A 19,880-nucleotide genomic window follows, 5' to 3' on the forward strand; every position below is an offset into this window, starting at 1 on the left:
GGATCGCGCTTTAGCGATCTGGCACAAACGGCCGCCCCAGAGAAGCCGGTGTGTTGACCATTGTCAGCCGCCTGTTGCGAGAGATTAGAACAAGCACCACGATGGTCGCCAGATAGGGAAGCGAAGAAAGTAGCTGCGAAGGCACGCCTATCCCCAGCGCCTGCGCGTGCAACTGGCCGATCGAGACGGCGCCGAACAGATAGGCGCCTGCGAGCACGCGCCACGGCCGCCATGAAGCGAAGACGACTAGCGCCAGCGCGATCCAGCCGCGCCCGGCAGTCATGTTCTCGATCCATTGCGGCGTGTAGACGAGCGACAGGTACGCGCCCGCCAGGCCGGCGCATGCCCCACCGAACATCACCGCCAGATAGCGTATCCCGATGACGTTGATACCGAGAGCATGCGCCGAGCCGTGATTGTCGCCGACCGAGCGCAGCGTCAGGCCGGCACGCGTGCGGAACAGGAACCAGGCGACGGCGACGGTCAACAGGACCGAAAGATAGAACACCGGATCCTGGCCGAAGATCAGCCGTCCGATCACAGGAAGATCGGAGAGATACGGAATATAAAGATTACCAAGCTTGATGCCGGGCTGGCCCACAAAACCTTCGCCGAGCATGCCGGAGAGGCCGAGGCCGAGCAGCGTCAGCGCCAGGCCGGTGGCCACCTGGTTGGTGACGAGCGTCAGCGTCAGGAAACCGAACAGCAGGGAGAACAGCGCGCCGACGGCGATTGCCGCGAAAATGCCCAGCCAGGGCGAGCCGGTGGCGAGCGTCACGCCGAAGCCGGTGACCGCACCCATGACCATCATGCCTTCGACGCCGAGATTGAGCACACCGGAGCGTTCGACGACCAGTTCGCCGATGGAAGCGATGAGCAGCGGCGTCGCCGCAGTCGCGATGGTGATGAGGATGGATTCAAACATTCTGGGAAACCTCCGCCGCCTTGGCGGCAGGCGCGCCGACGAAGCGGACGCGGTAGTGGATCAGCGTGTCGCAGGCGAGCACGAAGAACAGGATCATGCCCTGGAATGCACGCACCACCTTGTCGGAAACGCCTATCGATATCTGCGCTGCCTCGCCGCCGAGATAGGAAAGCGCGAGGATCAATCCGGCGGCGACAATGCCGAGCGGATTGAGGCGGCCGAGAAACGCCACGATGATTGCCGCGAAGCCGTAGCCCGGCGAAATGGTCGGCCTCAACTGACCGATCGCGCCCGACACTTCCGAAATACCCGCGAGACCGGCAAGCGCACCGGAGACGATAAAGGCGAAGAACACCATTTTCGACGCCGAGAAGCCGGCGAAGCGCCCTGCCCTCGGGCTCTGGCCGAGCACCTTCACTTCAAAGCCGCGCAGCGTTCTGGACAGCATGAACCAGGCCGCGACCGCAGCGACCAGTGCGAAGACGAAGCCCCAGTGGGCGCGTCCGGAAGACGACCAGACTTCGGGCAGGATGGCGTATTCGTGGAAGTTGCGGGTTTCCGGAAAATTCATACCCCCGGGGTTGCGCCAGGGACCGCGCACCAGCCAGTCGAGGAAAAGCTGGGCGACGTAGACCAGCATCAGGCTGGTCAGGATCTCGTTGGTGTTGAACCGCGCCTTCAGGTAGGCCGGCACGGAGGCATAGGCCGCGCCGCCGATCATGCCCATCAGGAGCATCAGCGGCAGGACGATCCAGGATTGCAGGTCGGGATACATGACCGGCAGGATCGAACCGACGATCGCGCCGATTGTGAACTGGCCCTCGGCGCCGATATTCCAGTTGTTGGACAAGAAGCAGACCGACAGCCCGACTGCGATGAGGATCAACGGCGCAGCCTTGACCGCCAGCTCATGCAACTGCCAGCGGTTGTTTTCGTCCCATAGGCCGGTCAGCGGATCGACAAAATAGTAATAGAGCGCTTCCAGCGGGTTCTTGCCGAGCAGCGAAAACATGATCGCGCCAGCGATCAGCGTCAGGCCGAGCGCGATGAAGGGCGACAGCGCGGAAAACAGCGCCGAATGCTGCGGGCGTTTGACGAGTTCGATCCGCATCAGGCCAACTCCGTCACAGGCTCGACATGGCCGGGTTCGGCGCCGCCCATCAACAAGCCGACCTTCTCGAAGGTTGCCTCGGCGATCGGCAGCGGTTTCGACAACTCGCCATTGTGCATGACCGCGATGGAATCCGAGATCTCGAACAATTCATCGAGGTCCTGGCTGATGATGACCACCGCGGAGCCGCTCCGCGCCAGTTCGATCAACGCCTGCCGGATGCGCGCGGCAGCACCGGCATCAACGCCCCAGGTCGGCTGATTGACCACCATAACCGCAGGGCGGCGGTCGAGTTCGCGACCGATGATGAATTTCTGCAGATTGCCGCCTGAAAGCGCCGCGGCTTCGGGGTCGGGCGCGCTCTTGCGCACGTCCATGATTTCGATGATGCGCTGCGCGGCCGAGGCGATGGCGCGGGTCTGCACCGTGCCGCCCGTGCCGAGAAAGGCTTTGCGGTCGGTGGCGTGGCGCGACAGAAGCAGGTTCTCGGAAAGCCGCATGCGCGGTGCCGCGCCATGGCCGAGCCTCTCTTCCGGCACGAAGGCAGCGCCGAGCAGCCTGCGGCCCGAAATCGTCAGCCGGCCCGCATCCTTGCCACGGATGCGGACGCTCGCCGCATCATGCTGCAGGACTTCGCCCGACACCGCCTCGAAGAATTCTCCCTGGCCGTTGCCGGCGACGCCGGCAATGCCGATCACCTCACCGGCGCGGGCGCTGAGATTGATGTTGCGGAGCGGGATGGAGAAAGGTGTTGCGGGAGTGCGCGAGAGATTGCGCACCTCGAGCAGCGCGGCGGCCTTATCCATGCCCTGGACGGGATCGCGCACCACCGCCTGCACCTCGTTGCCGACCATCATGCGGGCCAGCGACGAGGCCGTTTCCTTGCGCGGATCGCAATGGCCGACGACCTTGCCGTGCCGCAGCACGGTGGCGCGGTCGCACATGCGTTTGACCTCTTCCAGCCGGTGCGAAATGTAGAGGATCGACTTGCCTTCCGCGCGCAGCCTTTCCAGCGTCTCGAACAGCCGGTCGGCTTCCTGCGGCGTCAGCACAGATGTCGGCTCATCGAGGATGATGAGTTGCGGAGTCTGCAAAAGGCAGCGGATGATCTCGATGCGCTGGCGCTCGCCCACCGACAAGTCCCCGACCAGCGAATAGGGATCGAGCGGCAGGCCGTAACTGTAGGAGAGCGCCTTGGCCTTGGCGGCGATGGTGGCGATCGGCGTATCGTCGTCGAGCGACAGGGCGATGTTTTCGGCCGCGGTCAGCGCATCGAACAGCGAAAAGTGCTGGAAAACCATGCCGATGCCGAGCTTGCGGGCCGCGCCCGGGCTGGAAATGCGCTCGACCTGTCCGTTCCAGCGGATTTCGCCGGCGTTCGGCTCCAGCGAACCGAACAGCATCTTGACCAGAGTGGACTTGCCGGCGCCGTTTTCACCGAGCAGCGCGTGGATCTCGCCCCGGCCGACCGTGAGATCGACATTGTCGCACGCCTTGAGCGTGCCGAAGATTTTCGTCAGGCCGCGCACCTCGAGCAGGTTGCCGCCTTCAGTCTCAAGGGTTGCCGTCACAACGCCCCCCATCTTGATTTTTGTTCCCGAAAGCATCGTAGGCGCGGCCGTTGCATAACGCAAAGCCGGGCGCCGCTTGAAAGTGCTTCAAGAATTTCGGAGAAAACTCAAGGGAGGAGAATGCTTGTCCCCGTGGTCTTGCGCGCTTCGAGATCGGAATGGGCCTTGGCCGCATCCTTCAGCGCGTAGCGCTGGTTAATCTCGATCTTGACCGCACCGCTCGCCACCACTTCGAACAGCGCCTTCGCTGATGCCTCGAGATCCTCGCGCTTCGCGTTATAGGAGAAGATCGTCGGCCGGGTCGCATAGAGCGAGCCCTTCTGTGACAGCAGCGCCATGTTGAAAGGCGGTATCGGACCCGACGACTGGCCGAAGGAGACAAACAGGCCGCGCGGCCTGAGGCAGTCGAGCGATCCCGGGAACGTGTCCTTGCCGACGGAATCGTAAACGACGTCGCAGAGCTTGCCGCCGGTTATCTCCCTCACGGCGCCCACGAAATCGGTCTCGCGGTAATTGATGACGTGATCGAAGCCATGCGCCTTCGCCAGGGCGATCTTCTCGGCCGAGCTAGCCGTACCGATAACGGTTGCGCCGAGATGTTTCGCCCACTGGCCAAGGATCAGTCCAACGCCCCCGGCCGCGGCGTGGTAGAGGATGGTGTCGCCGGGCTTCACCGGGAATGTGCGGCGCAACAGATATTCGGCGGTCATGCCCTTCAGCATCATGGCAGCCGCCTGCTCATCGCTGACGCCGTCCGGAACCCTGACGAGAACCGACGCTGTGATGACCCGCTCGTCACTATAAGCGCCGAGCGGTCCCACATAGGCGACGCGATCGCCTTTCTTCAGCCCTTCGACGCCATCGCCGATCTCGACAACCACGCCCGCCGCCTCATTGCCGAGGATAAGCGGAAATCCCGCTGGCGCGGGATAGAGCCCGCTGCGGTAGTAGACATCGAGGAAGTTCAACCCGATCGCGGTATGGCGGACAAGCACCTGCCCCGGACCGGGACGGCCTGGATCGTTCTCTCCATAGGCCATCACCTCCGGCCCGCCATTGGCCTGGATCTTTATTGCTTTCGACATGTCAGACTTTCCTGGCGCCTAGGTTGGGAAACAGCTGCATAACGCCGCCGATGAAGAACAGGTAGATACCAGTCGAGGCAATGCCAACTTTGGTAAACAGACCGACATTGGCCGACAGCACACCGATCCGATCATAGAAATTCGCGAGCGCCGACTGCGCAAGCGCAAGTGCGCCGAAAGCGCACCACAATAGCGTGATCGTCAGGTTGAGTGACCGCAGCCGCCTGACGCGGACAGGGTGCAGGAAATTGACCGGCATGAAAGTCAGGATGCCGGCGAAGACAACGACGGCGAAGGAAAGCCACTGGCCCGGCTCAGTGACGAACAGCGTGAACACCACCATATTCCACACCACCGGAAATCCCTTGAAGAAGTTCTCCGTCGTCTTCATGCCCGTGTCGGCATAGTAGATCGCGCTTGAAACCACGATGATCGCCGCGGACAGGAAGGAGAGCCCTTCGCCCATCAGCCCAAACTGATAGAGCGCGAAAGCCGGGATGAGAACATAGGTGACGTAGTCGATGATGTTGTCGAGAAGTTCACCCGACCAGGTCGGAAGGATTTCCTTGACTTCGAGCTTGCGCGCGATCGGGCCGTCTATGCCGTCCACGAACAGCGCCAGCCCAAGCCACCAGAACATAGCCGTCCAGCGCTCCTCGCTGGCCGCCACAAGCGACAGAAAGGCCAGGAATGATCCCGAGGCGGTGAGCAGATGAACCGAAAAGGCCTTCGCCTGCGGCCAGGTGACCTGCCTGCGTTTCGTGCGACCGACATGCGGGCTGTCCGCCATGGATTGTCCTCTTCCGTCAACCTGACCTTAATCGCAGCCCTGTCGCCCGTACAAGCGCTATTGAGCCCACCATCGATAGGCTGAATCGCCGCGTTGCTCCGAGCGCGTCGGCTGCCTATACCCTCATCGAAGCCACCGAGCGTCCGGAAGCAGCCTTGGATCAGGATAATCCACAGAACGTGATCGTTGCGGGAACCGGGCCGGCCGGGTTGATAGCAGCCCTAGGACTGGCGCATGCCGGCTTCCCGGTGATCCTGGCCGGTCCCGAAGTCGGCCGCAACGACGGCCGCACCACGGCGCTGATGTCTCCAGCGCTCGCCTTTCTCGACACGCTTGGCGTTGCCGACGCGATCAAGGCGAAGGCGGCGCCGTTGCGCGTCATGCGCATAGTCGACGCGACGACCCGGCTGATCCGCAGCCCTGTCGTCACCTTCCATGCCGGCGAGATCGGGGAAGAGTTCTTCGGGCTAAACGTTCCCAACCGTGACTTGAATGCCGCCCTGGAGCAGGCGGTGACGTCGCATCCCCGTATCGAATGGCCGCGGACACTGGTCGAAAACTGGGCGGTCGGGACGGACCAGGTCACGGCGGTTCTGGCCGACGGCGACGAGGTGTCGGGCGCGCTTGCGGTTGCTGCCGACGGGCGCATGTCGCCTGCCAGGCAGGCGGCCGGCATATCTACCTCGACGCGAGCCTACCGCCAGGCCGCACTGGTCATCAATTTCGCGCATGCGCGGCCGCACGGCTTCATCTCGACGGAATTCCATACTGAAACCGGGCCATTCACGCAGGTGCCGCTGCCGGGCGACCGTTCGAGCCTGGTGTGGGTGGTCGCGCTCGAAACCGCCGAGAAACTCGCCGCCCTCGACGATGACGCTCTTTCGGCCAAGGTCGAGGAGCGCATGCAGTCGATGCTCGGTCGCGTCCGGGTGGAGCCCGGCCGGCAGGTCTATCCGCTATCGGCGGCGACGCCGGCACGTTTTGCGCAAAATCGGGTAGCGCTCGTCGGCGAGGCCGCCCATGTTTTCCCGCCCATCGGCGCGCAAGGCTTGAATCTCGGCATCAGGGACGTCGAGCAACTAATTGCGATTGCAGCGGAAAACCGCGCCGACCCGGGAGCACCAGTCGCCTTGGCAGCTTACGACGCCAAGCGCCGGCCCGACATTCTGGCGCGCACTGGCGCCGTCAGCCTGCTGAACCGTTCGCTGCTGTCGAACATGCTACCGGCGCAACTGATGCGCAGCGCAGGCCTCGGCGTGCTCGGCTCTTTCGCGCCGCTACGCGCATTCTTCATGCGCGAAGGTCTCAGGCCGGGCAGCGGCTTCTCTTCGATTTTCTCAAGGGAATAGGTCGGGCGGCAACATGCCGGTGGTGATTGCGTAGAGAAGCGCTGTCACCGTGCCGACAGAAAGGCAGGTGGTGATAAGCACGCTTGCCGAGGCCCGCTCCACCCAGACGCCATATTGCTGGGCGATAACGAAGACGTTGGTCGCCGTGGGCAGCCCCGCCAAGAGCACAGCGGAAAACACCCATATTTCGGAGAAATTGCCCACCCAGCTCAAGACAAGGTAACAGATCAGCGGGTGCACGATCAGCTTGAGCGCGGCGATCGGCGCGAGTTCTCTGGGGACGCGCTTGAGTGGCCGTAAGGCCAAAGTCACGCCCATGGCGAACAGCGCGCAAGGCGCGGCGGCGCTCGAAAGATATTCGAGAAAGCGCTCGATCGGCAGAGGCGGCCGGAACTCGATCGCCGCAGCGGCCACGCCGACGGCGGTGGCGATGATGAACGGGTGGAGGACGATTTTTTTTGCCACGCCGGCCGCCAATTGCAGCGGCGGTGTCTTTTCGCCGCCCGATAGCGCCATCATCAACGGCGCCATGACGAAATGCATGATGTTTTCGAAACAGAAGATCAGCGCGACCGGAACCGCGGCTTCAGGACCGAAGGCGAGCAGAGCCAGCCCCGGCCCCATATAGCCGATATTGCCGTAGGCGGCGGCCAGTCCCTTGATGGTGGACTCTGCGATCTCGCCGCGCGACAGCAGCACCGACCCGACGAACATTATGGAAAAGACCACGTAGGTCGAAAACACCGCGCCGAAAATGTAGCTCCATTCGGTCAGCCTCTCGATCGGAGTCTTGGCGAGCAGTTGGAAGAACAAAGCGGGCAGCGCGACATAGATGATGAAGGTGTTCATCCAGCCCAGTGCTTCGAGCGGCTGGCGCGTTATGCGCGCCACCAGAAAACCCATGAAGATCAAGCCGAAGAACGGCAGGACGAGGCCGATGACGTCAGACATATGTTCCCCGCCGCGAAAAATCGGCCTTCGCGCTAACGCGTTGTTCCTCAACGCGTCAAGGGCGTATAAGGTTGAATTCCGCCCGGCCCTGCGCCACATAGGCGAAAAAGATTTTCACGTGGAAGAAATGAAGACAGCTAAATTCGCGATTGGCCAGGTGGTGCGGCATCGGCTGTTTCCGTTCCGCGGCGTCATCTACGATGTCGATCCGCAATTCGCCAATACGGAAGAGTGGTACGAAGCAATCCCGGCCGAGGTGCGGCCGCGCAAGGACCAGCCATTCTATCACCTACTCGCAGAAAACGCCGAGACCGAGTACATTGCCTATGTCTCGGAGCAGAATCTGCTCGAGGACCAATCCGGCGAACCGGTGCGGCATCCGCAAATTGGCGAGATCTTTGATAAGACCGCCGACGGCCGGTACCGGCCGAAGAGCCATCTAAGCCATTAAGGCCCGGCATTGCAGGTACAAAAAAGCGGGGCCGAAGCCCCGCTTTTTTCGTGTCTTGCTGAATGCGGTCAGTTGGCCGCCTTCGCCTTGTCCTGCTCTTCCTTGAGCTTCTTGGCGAAATCCTCATTGTTCTTATTGACGAATTCCTGAAGCTTCTTCTGCCGGTCCTCGATATCGGACTGCTGCAGCGGCGGACCGTCGAAGGCGCCGGTGAAGCCCTTCAGCGAAACCTTTACCGGGTTCGGCTGGTTCTGGAAATTGACCGAAGTGAGGGTCAGCTCCTGGCCCTTCTTGAAGGACGTTACGATCTGGTCGGAAAGCGCCACTTCGGCCACGCAGCGATCGGGGAAACAGATCACATAGTCGAGCTTCTGCGCTTTGCCGCCATCGATCTGCAGGCCGATGCCGGGAGGCACGAGACGGCCGGTCGGGACCGTGACCTGGAACACCTTGCGGTTGATCTTGCCCTTGAGCTCTATCAAGCTGATGCCGGTGACGAGCTGACCGCTGGCGGCGGTGGTGATGTTCTGCACATTGCAGATATCCACGTCTTCCTGCTTGGAGCAGGCCTTGAACCAGCCCTGCGGAATCTGCGGCTGCTGTTGAGCCGCGGCCGGCGAAAGACCGGCGGCGAGCAGCCCGACCACGCCTGCGGCCAAGACCGAAAGGCGGGAAAAGTCGGTTTTCAGGCTCGTCATCTTGTCGATATCCTCTCAAACGATCTCGGATCGGCCGTTTCGGCCGAAAGTCATCGCGTACCTGTTGGCCAAATGAGGCAACAGCATGACTGTCGCGGGCGTGTTACACCGCGCGGCAACATGAATCCAGACGCCGCTTTCGATTATTTGGCTGGATGCCGAGCTAATCTCACAATGGCGCCATCGTGATAGGGTGAAACTCGAATCATCCGAAGAACCGACGACAGGACGTTCCAATGCGCCGCCTTCTTCTTGCCCTTTGCGCCGCGATGGCCTTGTCGCCGCTCGTGAGCAGAACGGCAAGCGCCGAACCGAGACACGCGATCGCCATGCAGGGCGAACCGGCACTGCCGCCGGACTACCGGCATTTCTCCTACGTCAATCCGAACGCGCCGAAGGGCGGAAGCATCACCTATTGCGTGATCGGAAGCTTCGACAATCTGAACCCGTTCATCGTCAAGAGTCTGCGCACGACGGCGCGCGGCGTGATCGACGTCATATTCGGCAATCTGGTGTTCGAATCGCTGATGACGCGCAATGCCGATGAAGCATTCTCGCTCTATGGGCTGCTCGCCGAAACGATCGACATCACGCCGGATCGCAAGACCGTCGAATTCAACCTCAATCCGAACGCGAAATGGTCGGACGGCAAGCCGGTCACACCGGAGGACGTACTATTCACCTATGAGGTCTATACCGAGAAGGGACGGCCGCCCTACAGCGACCGCATGGCCAAGGTCGCCAAGCTGGAAAAGACCGGCGAGCACTCGGTCCGCTTCACCTTCAACGAGCATGCCGACCGCGAATTTCCGCTGATCATCGCCTTGACGCCGATCGTGCCGAAGCACGCCTTCGACAAGGAAACGTTCGACCAGACGACGCTGAAGCCGGTGACCGGCAGCGGCCCCTACAGGATCGCCGAAGTCGAGCCCGGCGAGCGCGTAATCTTCGAGCGAAACCCCGACTATTGGGGCAAGGACCTTCCCGCCAAGCGCGGTTTCGACAATTACGACCGCATCACCATCGAATATTTCCTGAACGCCAATTCTCAGTTCGAGGCGTTTAAAAAGGGCATCTGCTCGGCCTATGCCGGGCCGATCTACACGGGGCTCGACCCAACCCAGGTCGCGCGAGATTTCGATTTTCCCGCATTCAAGGCCGGCGACGTGGTCGTCGAATCTTTCGAGCGGAATCTGCCGCCGGTCGTTACAGGATTCCTGTTCAACACGCGGCTGCCGAAATTCGCCGATGTCAGGGTGCGGCGTGCGCTTGCGATGCTCTACGATTTCGAATGGGCCAACAAGAATATATTCGACGGCAAATTCGAGCGAACCGCGAGCTACTGGCAGAATTCCGAACTGTCAGCGCTGGGCCGGCCGGCAAGCGAGAAGGAGAAGGCGCTGCTCGCGCCTTTTCCCGGCTCGGTGCTTCCCGAGGTGATGGACGGCACCTGGCGGCCGGCGGCGACGGACGGGTCAGGCCGCGACCGGGCTGTCCTGAGGTCGGCGTTCGAGCTTCTGAAGAGCGCGGGCTTCGCAATGAATGGCGGCGCATTGACAGGGCCGGACGGCCAGCCTTTCGGCTTCGAGATCCTGACTGCCTCGCAGGGCGAAGAGCGCCTCGCCTCGATTTACCAGCGTACGCTGCAGAAACTCGGCATCGCTGTTTCCATCCGCAGCGTCGACGACGCTCAGATCCAGCAGCGCAAGCAGCGCTTCGACTTCGAGGTGGTGATCGGCTCGACCGGCTTTTCCGGCACGCTGTCGCCAGGGATCGAACTGATCGGCCGCTGGGGTTCGGAAGCCCGGGATGCGGAAGGCTCCTTCAACCTGGCCGGCGTTGCCGATCCGGCAGTAGACGCGATGATCGACGCGATGCTCAACGCCCGCGACAAGGAAGATTACGTCGCTGCGGTGCGCGCGCTCGACCGTCTGCTGATATCCGGCGCCTACATGGTTCCGATGCAGCACAATACCGAACAGTCCGTCGCCTACTGGACCTATCTGGCGCATCCGGACAAGACGCCTATATTCGGTTTCCAACTTCCGACCTGGTGGCGAAAGCCCGAATAATCCAGCGCAAAGGAAAGCCCTATGACCGAACGCCCGGCGATCACCATAGATGTTGTGTCCGATGTCGTCTGTCCCTGGTGCTTCATCGGCCAGAAGCGGCTCGGCCGGGCTCTGGAAGCGGTTCCAGAAATCGATGTTGACGTGCGCTGGCGACCCTATCAGCTCGACCCGACCATTCCGCCCGAAGGCAAGGACCGCAAGGCCTATATGCTGGCGAAATTCGGCAGCGAGGAGCGGTTGCACGAAATACACGCCCGCATCGAACCGCTGGGCGTGGAAGAAGGCATCGCCTTCGATTTCGGGGCGATCAAGGTTTCGCCCAACACGCTCGATGCTCACCGCCTGCTGCGCTGGGCGGCGGCGGCCGGCGGCGATTTGCAGGACCGATTGGCGAAGCGGCTGTTCCAGTTCTATTTCGAAGAAGGCGCCAATGTCGGCGACCATGCCGTGCTGATCGAGGCCGCGCGCGAAGTCGGCATGGACGCGGCGGTCGTCGAAACCCTTTTGCCGACCGACGCGGACCGCGATGCAGTGGCGACGGAGGTTGCGACGGCCTCCCGGATGGGCATAACCGGCGTTCCCTGCTTCCTGCTTGAAGGCAAATATGCGGTCATGGGCGCGCAGGACGCGGACACCCTCGCCGACGCGATCCGGCAGGTGTCGGCCGCCAAGGCCCGCGGCGAGTTGGAACAGGCGACCTGAAGCGGAGCCTCGGCTCCACCCGTGCCAGAAACCTGGATCTCTGTGTGTCGCGCTCGGTCCGCTGCTCGCCGAAGTGGTAGCAATGTCCCTGCCAAGCGCCGCTATCTGTTCTTTTCGTAGCCCTGGCGGATCTCTTCCATCGTCTCGCGGATACGCTCGCGCAGTACCTCAACCGATTCGGTTCCGGATTTCTTGATGATTTCAGCGGCTTCGCTGGCGTTCTTGACGGCGGTCTCGAAGGAACGTCGGACGAATTCGGCCTGCTTTGTCATCATCTCCTGTGGATTGCCGGGCGCGCGGTAGCTCTGCGCCATATCGGTAATTTCGCTCATCGTGTCCTGCAGGATCTGGCGCTGCTTGGCCATCAGGTCCTGCGCGCCCGACGCCGAGGCCGCAGCCGATTTCTGCAACGCCTCGAGATTCTTGCGATGGTGGTTGAGGATGGCCTCGATATCGACATTCGGCATCTTCAGGTCACGGCCGAAATTGCTGAACATATCCACGAAGGATTCGGATTCGGGCTTCTTGGCCATGGCTCTCTCCCTTGCCGCGCAGGCGTTTGCCAAGCGAGAATAGAGCTTTGCCCGGCCGGGTCAATTCGCCAGGAAAAGCAGCTCGCCGACATAGAGCATCAGCCCGGCCATGCCGCCGATCAGCATGCCGTTGAATCGGATATATTGGAGGTCGCGGCCGATATTCATTTCAATCAACCGCGTGAGTTGCGCCAGATCCCAACGCTTGACCTGGTCGGCGATGAATCCGGAAACGCCGCTTTTCTGGCTCTCGACGAAGGAAGCCAGCGCGACGACGAAACCCTGGTTCATGTCGGCGCGGATTTTCCGGTCGCTCGCGAGATGCCGTCCCACTTCGACGAACATCCCGGCCAGATGCTCGCGGATCATCGATTTGGGCGCACTGGCGTCATGCTCGATGACGGAGCGCAGGCTCTCCCACATGTCCTGCGCAAGCTCGCGGAGCTCGGGCCGCGCCAGGAAATCGCGCTTCAACTTCTCGGCACGTTTGGCATAGTCCCTGGAAGTGCGCAGCTTTTCGAGGAAATTGAGCACGAAACGGTCGAATTCCTGCCGCATCGGATGGTGCGGATCAGCCCGCACTTCCTCCAGCAGCAAGCCGGTCGACGCCACGATCTTCTTCAGGAGATAGGCATCGGCGCGAAACAGGTTGAACACGGTAGGCAGTTCCTCGCGGATTTTCTCGCGCATCGCGGCGAGCGCCTCGTCGTCTGCGAGAAATCTTCCGACGACCTTGGTGAACTCATCGAACAGTTTCTGGTGGCGGCGGTCGTCGGTGAAGGCCGACAGCAACTCGGCGGCCAATGGCGCAACCGGCACCTTCTCGACCTGCTCGACAATTCTCTGCGTGACGAAGTCGCGCAAGCCTGACCGCTCGATGGCCGACAGCGTCTGCGGCACAAGCCGCGCGACGAAGCGCGACAGGCCGGCCGCGCGCTCCGGATCGGACAGCCAGTCGGCGACGAGCGCCGCGAAATCCACCTCGTTCAGCTTTTCTCGCACCGGGCCGGGCGCCAGGAAATTGACTTCGATGAAGCGGCCGAGATTGTCTGCGATACGGTTCTGGTTTTCCGGGATGATCGCCGTGTGCGGGATGGGCAGGCCGAGCGGCCGCCTGAACAGCGCTACGACTGCATACCAGTCCGCCAGTCCGCCGATCGTCGCCGCCTCGGCGAAGGCCGCGACGAAACCCAGCCAGGGCAGGATCGGCTCGAAATATTTGGCGATCGCATAAACGGCGACACAAAGCGCGAGTGCCCCGGTGGCTATGACTTTGGTGCGCCTCAGCGCAGCGACCTTGGCGGCGTCGTCGGCGATCGTCCCTTCGATGGGCGCATCATATCCGGTTAAAGACATTCGCTGAACTCTCCTGCTGGCCCGATCGTCAACCTAGTGTTCTCACCGGACATTTACACGTGAGCTGTACGACGAAGATCGCCGCGAAACCGAAGCGGCTCTTTCGGCTCGCGCACCGAGATTTGTCTCGGCCTTTCGTAGGGGCAGCGCGCTGGGCAGTTGCAATCTGTCGGGCCGGCCTATTTTATGCATCATCCGCATAGGGCGACGGGAGAAGATTCCCGCGCCGGGCGGTGTGTTAGTTTTGGGAGGATTTCAGGATGAAGAAACTCGTCGCCGCTCTGGCAGCCGCCGCAGCCCTCTATTCATTCTCGGCCAGCGCGCAGGACTATCCGACGCAGCCGATCACGATCGTCGTGCCGTTCTCGGCCGGCGGCCCGACGGACACGGTCACCCGCCTGATCGCCGAGCCCATGGGAAAAGCGCTCGGTCAGAGCATCGTCATCCAGAATGTCACCGGCGCGGGCGGCACGGTCGCGGCGGGCCAGGTCGCCAAGGCCGAGGCTGACGGATACACGGTGCTGATGCACCACATAGGCATGTCTACGGCGCCGACGCTTTACAAGAACCTGCCCTACAATCCGCTCGAGGATTTCGCGACCGTCGGCCTCGTCACGGAAGTGCCGATGACGATTATCGGACGCAAGGATTTCGAGCCAAATACACTGCAGGAACTCGTCGATTACGCCAAGGCGAACAAGGAAAAAGTCACCTATGCGAATGCCGGCATCGGCGCGGCGTCGCACCTTTGCGGCATGCTGTTCATGGAAGCGATCGACACCCAGTTGACCACGGTTCCCTATCAGGGCACCGGCCCTGCCCTGACCGATCTCGTCGGCGGCCAGGTTGACTTCATGTGCGACCAGACCACCAACACGACCGGTCAGATCAAAGGCGGCCAGGTGAAGGCGTATGCCGTGACCACGGGAGAGCGCCTGGCGAGCCTGCCCGACCTGCCGACCACCACCGAAGCCGGCCTCGATATGCAAGTCAGCGTATGGCATGGCCTCTACGTACCGGCTGGCACACCCGACGACGTGGTTCAGAAATTGACCGCGGCGCTTCAGACGGCCCTGAAGGATCAGAACGTCATCGACCGTTTCGCCGAACTCGGCACCACGCCGGTTGCGCAGGAGCGCGCGACGCCCGAGGCCCATACCGAAACGCTATCGTCGCAGACCGAATTGTGGAAGCCGATCATCGAGGCGGCCGGCGTATCGGCCAACTGATCGGACACCATCGACGGCATGGACGGGATGGCGAATAGCCGTCCTGTCCTGCTCCCATTGTCATCGTTCGGAACGGGCGCGCCATGACCAGTCAGAAATCCATGAAAGACCTGCTTGCCGGGTTGATCTTCATCGGCTTCGGCCTCGCCTTCGGCTACGCTTCGCTCACTTACGAAATTGGCACCGCACTGCGGATGGGACCTGGGTATTTCCCGCTGATCCTGTCGGGTGTGATTTTGCTGCTCGGCGTCGTCATCTTCGTGCAATCCCTCGCCGCCGGCCCCGACGAAATTCCGCTCGGGCGTGTCCCCTGGTTCGGCCTTATCCTTTTGACCGGCGGTCTGATCTTCTTCGGGGTCACGGTGCGCGGTCTTGGCCTTGCGCCGTCGCTCTTCGTCGCCACCTTCATGAGCGCCTTCGCCAGCGAGCGCACCAGCGTTGTCGGCGCGTTCCTCCTCGCCACGGCGCTGACAGCCATTTGCATACTCATCTTCATCTGGGCGCTTGGCCTGTCGCTGGCCGTAACCGGTCCCTGGCTGAGATTCTGAGGATCGAATATGGATCTGCTTGCCAACCTCGGTCTCGGTTTCGATACCGCCCTCACCTTGAACAATATCCTATATTGCTTCGTCGGTGTTCTTCTCGGCACCCTGGTCGGCGTGCTGCCCGGCATCGGCCCGACCGGAACCGTCGCCATCCTGCTGCCGATCACCTTCACCTTCGAGCCGGTGACCGCGCTAATCATGCTGGCCGGCATCTATTACGGCGCGCAGTATGGCGGCTCCACGACGGCGATCCTGATCAATCTGCCCGGCGAATCGTCATCCGCGGTCACCGCCATCGACGGCTACGAAATGGCGAAGCAAGGGCGCGCAGGGCCGGCGCTCGCCACCGCCGCGCTCGGTTCCTTCTTCGCTGGTTCGGTCGCCACGCTGCTGCTGGCAGTGGCCGCGCCGCCGCTGGTCAACATCGCTCTCAAATTCGGCTCGGCGGAATATTTCTCGCTGATTGTGCTCGGTCTTATCGCGTCGGTCGCGCTGGCGCACGGCTCTATCATCAAGGCGCTCGCCATGATCGTGCTCGGGCTCTTGCTGGGCATGGTCGGTCAGGACCTCTATTCCGGCCAGCCGCGCTTCACGTTCGGATTTTTCGAACTCTACAACGGCATCAACTTCGTCTCAGTGGCCGTCGGCGTGTTTGGCGTCGCCGAGATCCTGCGCAATCTGGAGAGCGAATCCACCCGCACTGTTCTGGTCAGCAAGGTCGAGAATCTCTGGCTTACGAAGGAAGATTTCCGGCGGATCGTCAGTCCGATCCTGCGCGGCACGGGCCTCGGCTCCATCCTCGGGGTGCTGCCAGGCGGTGGTCACGTGCTCGCTGCCTTCGCCTCCTACTCGCTCGAAAAGAAGCTGTCGCGCAACGAAGCTGAATTCGGCAAGGGTGCAATCGAGGGTGTCGCCGGTCCCGAATCGGCCAACAACGCAGCCGCGCAGACATCTTTCATCCCACTGCTGACGCTGGGCATCCCGGCTCATCCGGTGATGGCGCTGATGATCGGCGCCTTCATTATCCACGGCATTACACCGGGGCCGAACGTGCTGACCGACGAGCCGGCATTGTTCTGGGGCCTGATTGCATCGATGTGGATCGGCAATTTCCTGCTGGTGGTGCTCAACCTGCCGCTGATCGGCATTTGGGTGAAGATGCTGACGATCCCTTATCGGATGCTGTTTCCGGCTATCGTCGCCTTCGCCTGCATCGGCACCTATTCTATCGGACTGAACGCATTCGACATCTATGCGATCGTGGTGCTTGCTATCATCGGATACGTGTTGATCAAACTCGACTGCGAACCGGCGCCGCTGCTGCTCGGCTTCGTGCTCGGCCCGCTGCTCGAAGAGCACTTGCGTCGCGCCATGATCATCTCGCGCGGCGACCCGATGACGTTTATCGAGCGGCCGATCAGCGCCGGCCTGCTTGCCGTCGCTGCCCTTGCGATCGTCTTGTCCCTCCTGCCTTCGATCCGCAAGAAGCGCGAAGAGGTCTTCGTCGAGGAGGACTGATCAGGGCTCATGCCTGCCCATTGCGTCGCTCAGGTGAACATGCGCTCCGCTGGAGATACAAAAAATCCGCGTCCGTCATGGACAGGCGGATCGAGGTCGATAACGCCGACGGTTTCACCATCCTCGAACGACAGCGCGGCATCGAAGCGGCGAGCCAGCGCCTTCATGGTCTCATTGCACGGGTGGGTGGTGACCCTGAGCTTGGTGTAGCCGAGACCGCGGGCATTGCCGATCAGCCGTTCGAACAGCCCCCGGCCGACACCCATACGCTGCAATTCGCGTTCGACGCTGAAGGCGATCTCGCCCGTCGGCTCGGGTAGATCCGGGCGCTCGTGCAGTTCGGCAGCGCCCAAAACCTTGCCGCCTTCTACATAGCCAATCACGGTCGTGCCCTGGGCAAAACAGCGTTCTGCATAGGAAGCCATGTAATTGTCGTCCGCCACGCCATTGAAGCGGTCGCGGCGGCTTTCCGGATCGAGCCTCAGCAGATGTTCACGAAACCGCGGCAGGTCGGAAGGCCTGAGCTGCCGGATCGTGCCTGGCGGAAAAGTGGTGAAAGGTGGCATCGTTTGCATGTCGTGGTCCTCATGGGTCCTCCCAGAGTCGACGACGATCGACACGGTCCATATATTGTGCACTGCAACATGGATTGCAAGATCGCGCCAGCTCTCTCCCAAAAGTCGAGAGGAGAAGGTTTTCCAGCCAGCTCAGGTATGGCGCGGCATAATATGAACTTCTTTGTCATGTTTATGCTCACTCTTGTCTGGAATTATTCCAAACTATGGGCCATATTCCGGCAAAGCAGTGCTCGCGAAGGAAAGACGATGCGGCTAACCCGCCAGACCAATTATGCCATGCGCATTCTGATGTATTGCGCGGTCAATGAAGGCCGACTCAGCCGGATTCCGGAGATCGCCAGTTCCTATTCGGTGTCGGAGCTTTTTCTGTTCAAGATCCTGCAGCCGCTCGTCGAGCATGGCCTTGTCGAAACGGTGCGCGGCCGCAATGGCGGCGTGCGGCTCGGTCGGTCGGCCGAGACGATCAGCCTGTTCGACGTCGTGCGCGTGACCGAGGAGAGCTTCGCCATGGCCGAGTGCTTCGAGACCGATGCCGCCGAATGCCCGCTGGTCGACAGCTGCGGGCTGAACGCGGCGCTACGCGAGGCGCTGAACGCGTTTTTCGCGGTGCTGGCGCGCCATTCGATCGCCGACCTCGTCGCATCGAAGCAGGACATGCGCACGCGGCTCGGCATCGATTTTCTACCGGAGCGACCCGCGCCCGCTTCGGCGGCTTAAACCGCCGCCGACTGCGGCAACACGAACGGCGTATTGCCGGCGGGCAACGCCCCGACCTTCAGCCGGCACTCGAATACCCTTGAAATCAGTTCGTCGCTCAGCACCGATTGCGGCGAGCCGGCAGCGGCCAGGCTCCCGCGATGCATGACGAAGATACGGTCGGCAAACATGGCTGCCAGATTGAGGTCGTGCAGGATCGCCACCACGCCTCCGCCACGCCGCGCGAAATCGCGCGCGATGTTCATGATGATGAGCTGATGCTTGATATCCAGGCTGGAAACCGGCTCGTCGAGAAGCAGGTAGCGCGGACTTCCGTCGAGCACCGGCGCCCAGACCTGGCAGAGCACGCGCGCGAGTTGGACGCGCTGCTGCTCGCCGCCGGAGAGTTCCTGGTAGAACCGGCCGGCAAAGCCGTCGAGATCGACGCATGCCAGGGCGCTGTCGGGCAGCCTTCCATCCTCCCCCGGCAGCACGCCCGAACGCCCGCCGGTCAGGCCGAGCTTAACGACCTCGCGCACGGTGAACGGGAAGGACAGCGTGGTCGCCTGCGGCAGCACGGCGCGCATCGCCGCCGCTTGCCAGGGCTTCATCGAGGCGATGTCCCGGCCGTTGATACTGATATTGCCCGTATAAGGCAGGTCGCCCGAAACCGCTTTCAGGAAGGTGGTCTTGCCCGACCCGTTGGGGCCGACAATGGCGGCCATCTCCCCCGGCCGGATCTCGTAATCGACATTGGCGATAATCCGCTTGCGGCCGATCGATACCGAGACGTCGCGCGCTTCAATCATCGGCCGGCCTCAGAGATCGAGGATGCCGCGCTTGCGCAGCAATATCCACAGGAAGAACGGACCGCCGACGGCAGCCGTGACGATGCCGATCGGCAGTTCGGCGGGCGCGACGATGGTACGGCTGACCGCGTCGGCAAGCAGCAGCAGCGAAGCGCCTAGAAGCGCCGAGGCCGGCAGCAGATAGCGGTTGTCCGGTCCGATCAGCAGGCGCAGCAGATGCGGCACGACGATGCCGACGAAGCCGATGCCGCCGCTTACCGCGACCGACGCGCCGGTGGCTGCGGCGACCGCGACAATTGCTACATATTTGAGCCGCTGCACCGGAATTCCGAGATGATTTGCCGTAGTCTCGCCAAGCGACAGCGCGTTCAGCCCGCGCGCCAGAAAGGGCGAGACGGCCAGGCCGAGCGCGATGATCGGCCCCGCCGCCGCAATCTTGGCCCATGTGGCGCCGGCGAGCGAGCCGAGCTGCCAGAACGTCAGGTCGCGCAGTTGGCGATCGTCGGCCATGAAGACCAGCATGCCGGTGAAGGCCATGGCCATGGCGCCCAGCGCGATGCCGGCAAGCAGCATCGTGGCGACCGAGGTTTGGCCGCGCCGCGTCGACACGCGGTAGAGCACCAGTGTCACGACAAGCCCACCCAGGAAGGCGGCCACCGGTAGCGCGTAGATGCCGAGCGATCCGGTCAGCGGCGCGAGTACCGTGCCGCCGAGCACGATCACCGAAACCGCACCAAGGCTCGCCCCGCTGGACACGCCGACGATGCCTGGATCGGCGAGCGGATTGCGAAACAGGCCCTGCATTACGGCGCCCGATACCGCGAGCGCGGCGCCGATCAGAACGCCTAGAGCGACGCGCGGCAGGCGAATGTCATAGACTATGATGCGATCTCGCGCCGAAAGAGCGTCGG

At 62.3% G+C, this 19,880-nt stretch carries 20 protein-coding genes; 8 read left to right on the forward strand and 12 right to left on the reverse strand.

Going from position 1 to position 19,880, the window contains the following annotated elements:
- Positions 1-10: 10 nt before the first annotated feature.
- From MAXJ12_RS15290 to pcsA, 5 genes are all read right to left on the reverse strand, one after another.
- Positions 11-925 (reverse strand): ABC transporter permease, encoded by a 915-nt coding sequence (locus MAXJ12_RS15290; protein ID WP_008836814.1) that lies wholly within the window; start codon positions 923-925, stop codon positions 11-13.
- Entirely contained in the window at positions 918-2,036 is a 1,119-nt protein-coding gene (locus tag MAXJ12_RS15295; RefSeq protein WP_008836815.1) for an ABC transporter permease, read from the reverse strand. Before MAXJ12_RS15295 ends, MAXJ12_RS15290 begins: the two co-directional genes overlap by 8 nt.
- Positions 2,036-3,619 (reverse strand): ABC transporter ATP-binding protein, encoded by a 1,584-nt coding sequence (locus MAXJ12_RS15300; RefSeq protein WP_008836816.1) that lies wholly within the window; start codon positions 3,617-3,619, stop codon positions 2,036-2,038. The genes MAXJ12_RS15295 and MAXJ12_RS15300 overlap by 1 nt, the downstream gene beginning before the upstream one ends.
- Before the next feature lie 95 nt (positions 3,620-3,714).
- Positions 3,715-4,692, reverse strand: coding sequence for a quinone oxidoreductase family protein (locus tag MAXJ12_RS15305; RefSeq protein ID WP_008836817.1), 978 nt, complete (start codon positions 4,690-4,692; stop codon positions 3,715-3,717).
- Position 4,693: 1 nt separating this feature from the next.
- Positions 4,694-5,482, reverse strand: a complete 789-nt coding sequence (gene pcsA / locus MAXJ12_RS15310; protein ID WP_008836818.1) for a phosphatidylcholine synthase — start codon at positions 5,480-5,482, stop codon at positions 4,694-4,696.
- Positions 5,483-5,637: 155 nt separating this feature from the next.
- On the opposite strand from pcsA, the gene MAXJ12_RS15315 reads away from it, so the two are divergent.
- Positions 5,638-6,831: a UbiH/UbiF family hydroxylase gene (locus tag MAXJ12_RS15315; protein WP_008836819.1), complete on the forward strand. Its 1,194-nt coding sequence runs from the start codon at positions 5,638-5,640 to the stop codon at positions 6,829-6,831.
- On the opposite strand, the gene MAXJ12_RS15320 is transcribed toward MAXJ12_RS15315, so the two are convergent.
- Positions 6,820-7,782: an AEC family transporter gene (locus MAXJ12_RS15320; protein WP_008836820.1), complete on the reverse strand. Its 963-nt coding sequence runs from the start codon at positions 7,780-7,782 to the stop codon at positions 6,820-6,822. The two genes, MAXJ12_RS15315 and MAXJ12_RS15320, sit on opposite strands and share 12 nt — an antisense overlap.
- 127 nt (positions 7,783-7,909) lie before the next feature.
- Between MAXJ12_RS15320 and hspQ the strand changes: the two genes are divergently transcribed.
- Positions 7,910-8,233, forward strand: a complete 324-nt coding sequence (gene hspQ, locus MAXJ12_RS15325; RefSeq protein ID WP_040586384.1) for a heat shock protein HspQ — start codon at positions 7,910-7,912, stop codon at positions 8,231-8,233.
- Positions 8,234-8,301: 68 nt separating this feature from the next.
- On the opposite strand, the gene MAXJ12_RS15330 is transcribed toward hspQ, so the two are convergent.
- Positions 8,302-8,931, reverse strand: a complete 630-nt coding sequence (locus MAXJ12_RS15330; RefSeq protein ID WP_008836822.1) for an invasion associated locus B family protein — start codon at positions 8,929-8,931, stop codon at positions 8,302-8,304.
- A gap of 269 nt (positions 8,932-9,200) precedes the next feature.
- Between MAXJ12_RS15330 and MAXJ12_RS15335 the strand changes: the two genes are divergently transcribed.
- Positions 9,201-11,003 carry an extracellular solute-binding protein gene (locus MAXJ12_RS15335; RefSeq protein WP_420492380.1) on the forward strand — a complete coding sequence of 601 codons (1,803 nt, stop codon included), beginning with the start codon at positions 9,201-9,203 and terminating at the stop codon, positions 11,001-11,003.
- A 21-nt stretch (positions 11,004-11,024) separates the two neighbouring features.
- Positions 11,025-11,705, forward strand: coding sequence for a DsbA family oxidoreductase (locus MAXJ12_RS15340; RefSeq protein ID WP_008836824.1), 681 nt, complete (start codon positions 11,025-11,027; stop codon positions 11,703-11,705).
- Between the two features lie 101 nt (positions 11,706-11,806).
- Here the strand turns inward: MAXJ12_RS15340 and MAXJ12_RS15345 are convergent, their stop codons facing one another.
- Positions 11,807-12,238: a phasin family protein gene (locus tag MAXJ12_RS15345; RefSeq protein WP_008836825.1), complete on the reverse strand. Its 432-nt coding sequence runs from the start codon at positions 12,236-12,238 to the stop codon at positions 11,807-11,809.
- A 60-nt stretch (positions 12,239-12,298) separates the two neighbouring features.
- Positions 12,299-13,594 (reverse strand): DUF445 domain-containing protein, encoded by a 1,296-nt coding sequence (locus tag MAXJ12_RS15350; RefSeq protein ID WP_008836826.1) that lies wholly within the window; start codon positions 13,592-13,594, stop codon positions 12,299-12,301.
- Between the two features lie 260 nt (positions 13,595-13,854).
- Between MAXJ12_RS15350 and MAXJ12_RS15355 the strand changes: the two genes are divergently transcribed.
- The 3 genes from MAXJ12_RS15355 to MAXJ12_RS15365 all read left to right on the forward strand — a co-directional run bounded on the left by MAXJ12_RS15355 (position 13,855) and on the right by MAXJ12_RS15365 (position 16,886).
- Positions 13,855-14,823, forward strand: a complete 969-nt coding sequence (locus tag MAXJ12_RS15355) for a tripartite tricarboxylate transporter substrate-binding protein (protein ID WP_008836827.1) — start codon at positions 13,855-13,857, stop codon at positions 14,821-14,823.
- An 83-nt stretch (positions 14,824-14,906) separates the two neighbouring features.
- Complete coding sequence (locus MAXJ12_RS15360; RefSeq protein WP_008836828.1) at positions 14,907-15,371, forward strand: tripartite tricarboxylate transporter TctB family protein; 465 nt, start codon at positions 14,907-14,909, stop codon at positions 15,369-15,371.
- Between the two features lie 9 nt (positions 15,372-15,380).
- Entirely contained in the window at positions 15,381-16,886 is a 1,506-nt protein-coding gene (locus MAXJ12_RS15365) for a tripartite tricarboxylate transporter permease (RefSeq protein ID WP_008836829.1), read from the forward strand.
- Positions 16,887-16,915: 29 nt separating this feature from the next.
- On the opposite strand, the gene MAXJ12_RS15370 is transcribed toward MAXJ12_RS15365, so the two are convergent.
- The gene (locus MAXJ12_RS15370) at positions 16,916-17,461 is read right to left on the reverse strand and encodes a GNAT family N-acetyltransferase (RefSeq protein ID WP_050898832.1); all 546 of its coding nucleotides are present in this window, start codon (positions 17,459-17,461) and stop codon (positions 16,916-16,918) included.
- A gap of 249 nt (positions 17,462-17,710) precedes the next feature.
- On the opposite strand from MAXJ12_RS15370, the gene rirA reads away from it, so the two are divergent.
- Complete coding sequence (rirA, locus tag MAXJ12_RS15375) at positions 17,711-18,181, forward strand: iron-responsive transcriptional regulator RirA (protein WP_008836831.1); 471 nt, start codon at positions 17,711-17,713, stop codon at positions 18,179-18,181.
- Here rirA and MAXJ12_RS15380 read toward each other — a convergent pair.
- Both MAXJ12_RS15380 and MAXJ12_RS15385 read right to left on the reverse strand, forming a co-directional pair.
- Positions 18,178-18,969, reverse strand: coding sequence for a heme ABC transporter ATP-binding protein (locus MAXJ12_RS15380; protein ID WP_008836832.1), 792 nt, complete (start codon positions 18,967-18,969; stop codon positions 18,178-18,180). The two genes, rirA and MAXJ12_RS15380, sit on opposite strands and share 4 nt — an antisense overlap.
- A 9-nt stretch (positions 18,970-18,978) precedes the next feature.
- Positions 18,979-19,880 (reverse strand): FecCD family ABC transporter permease (locus tag MAXJ12_RS15385; RefSeq protein ID WP_008836833.1); only part of this gene is annotated, 902 nt, incomplete at its 5' end.

The sequence above is a fragment of the Mesorhizobium alhagi CCNWXJ12-2 genome (assembly GCF_000236565.1).
Classification (GTDB): domain Bacteria; phylum Pseudomonadota; class Alphaproteobacteria; order Rhizobiales; family Rhizobiaceae; genus Allomesorhizobium; species Allomesorhizobium alhagi.

What these genes read in the sequence shown, in the direction of transcription:
- MAXJ12_RS15290 (WP_008836814.1), bottom strand. Translation starts at nt 925, where the DNA reads ATGTTTGAATCCATCCTCATCACCATCGCGACTGCGGCGACGCCGCTG.
- MAXJ12_RS15295 (WP_008836815.1), bottom strand. Translation starts at nt 2,036, where the DNA reads ATGCGGATCGAACTCGTCAAACGCCCGCAGCATTCGGCGCTGTTTTCC.
- MAXJ12_RS15300 (WP_008836816.1), bottom strand. Translation starts at nt 3,619, where the DNA reads ATGGGGGGCGTTGTGACGGCAACCCTTGAGACTGAAGGCGGCAACCTG.
- MAXJ12_RS15305 (WP_008836817.1), bottom strand. Translation starts at nt 4,692, where the DNA reads ATGTCGAAAGCAATAAAGATCCAGGCCAATGGCGGGCCGGAGGTGATG.
- pcsA (WP_008836818.1), bottom strand. Translation starts at nt 5,482, where the DNA reads ATGGCGGACAGCCCGCATGTCGGTCGCACGAAACGCAGGCAGGTCACC.
- MAXJ12_RS15320 (WP_008836820.1), bottom strand. Translation starts at nt 7,782, where the DNA reads ATGTCTGACGTCATCGGCCTCGTCCTGCCGTTCTTCGGCTTGATCTTC.
- hspQ (WP_040586384.1), top strand. Translation starts at nt 7,910, where the DNA reads ATGAAGACAGCTAAATTCGCGATTGGCCAGGTGGTGCGGCATCGGCTG.
- MAXJ12_RS15330 (WP_008836822.1), bottom strand. Translation starts at nt 8,931, where the DNA reads ATGACGAGCCTGAAAACCGACTTTTCCCGCCTTTCGGTCTTGGCCGCA.
- MAXJ12_RS15335 (WP_420492380.1), top strand. Translation starts at nt 9,201, where the DNA reads ATGGCCTTGTCGCCGCTCGTGAGCAGAACGGCAAGCGCCGAACCGAGA.
- MAXJ12_RS15340 (WP_008836824.1), top strand. Translation starts at nt 11,025, where the DNA reads ATGACCGAACGCCCGGCGATCACCATAGATGTTGTGTCCGATGTCGTC.
- MAXJ12_RS15345 (WP_008836825.1), bottom strand. Translation starts at nt 12,238, where the DNA reads ATGGCCAAGAAGCCCGAATCCGAATCCTTCGTGGATATGTTCAGCAAT.
- MAXJ12_RS15350 (WP_008836826.1), bottom strand. Translation starts at nt 13,594, where the DNA reads ATGTCTTTAACCGGATATGATGCGCCCATCGAAGGGACGATCGCCGAC.
- MAXJ12_RS15355 (WP_008836827.1), top strand. Translation starts at nt 13,855, where the DNA reads ATGAAGAAACTCGTCGCCGCTCTGGCAGCCGCCGCAGCCCTCTATTCA.
- MAXJ12_RS15360 (WP_008836828.1), top strand. Translation starts at nt 14,907, where the DNA reads ATGACCAGTCAGAAATCCATGAAAGACCTGCTTGCCGGGTTGATCTTC.
- MAXJ12_RS15365 (WP_008836829.1), top strand. Translation starts at nt 15,381, where the DNA reads ATGGATCTGCTTGCCAACCTCGGTCTCGGTTTCGATACCGCCCTCACC.
- MAXJ12_RS15370 (WP_050898832.1), bottom strand. Translation starts at nt 17,461, where the DNA reads ATGCAAACGATGCCACCTTTCACCACTTTTCCGCCAGGCACGATCCGG.
- rirA (WP_008836831.1), top strand. Translation starts at nt 17,711, where the DNA reads ATGCGGCTAACCCGCCAGACCAATTATGCCATGCGCATTCTGATGTAT.
- MAXJ12_RS15380 (WP_008836832.1), bottom strand. Translation starts at nt 18,969, where the DNA reads ATGATTGAAGCGCGCGACGTCTCGGTATCGATCGGCCGCAAGCGGATT.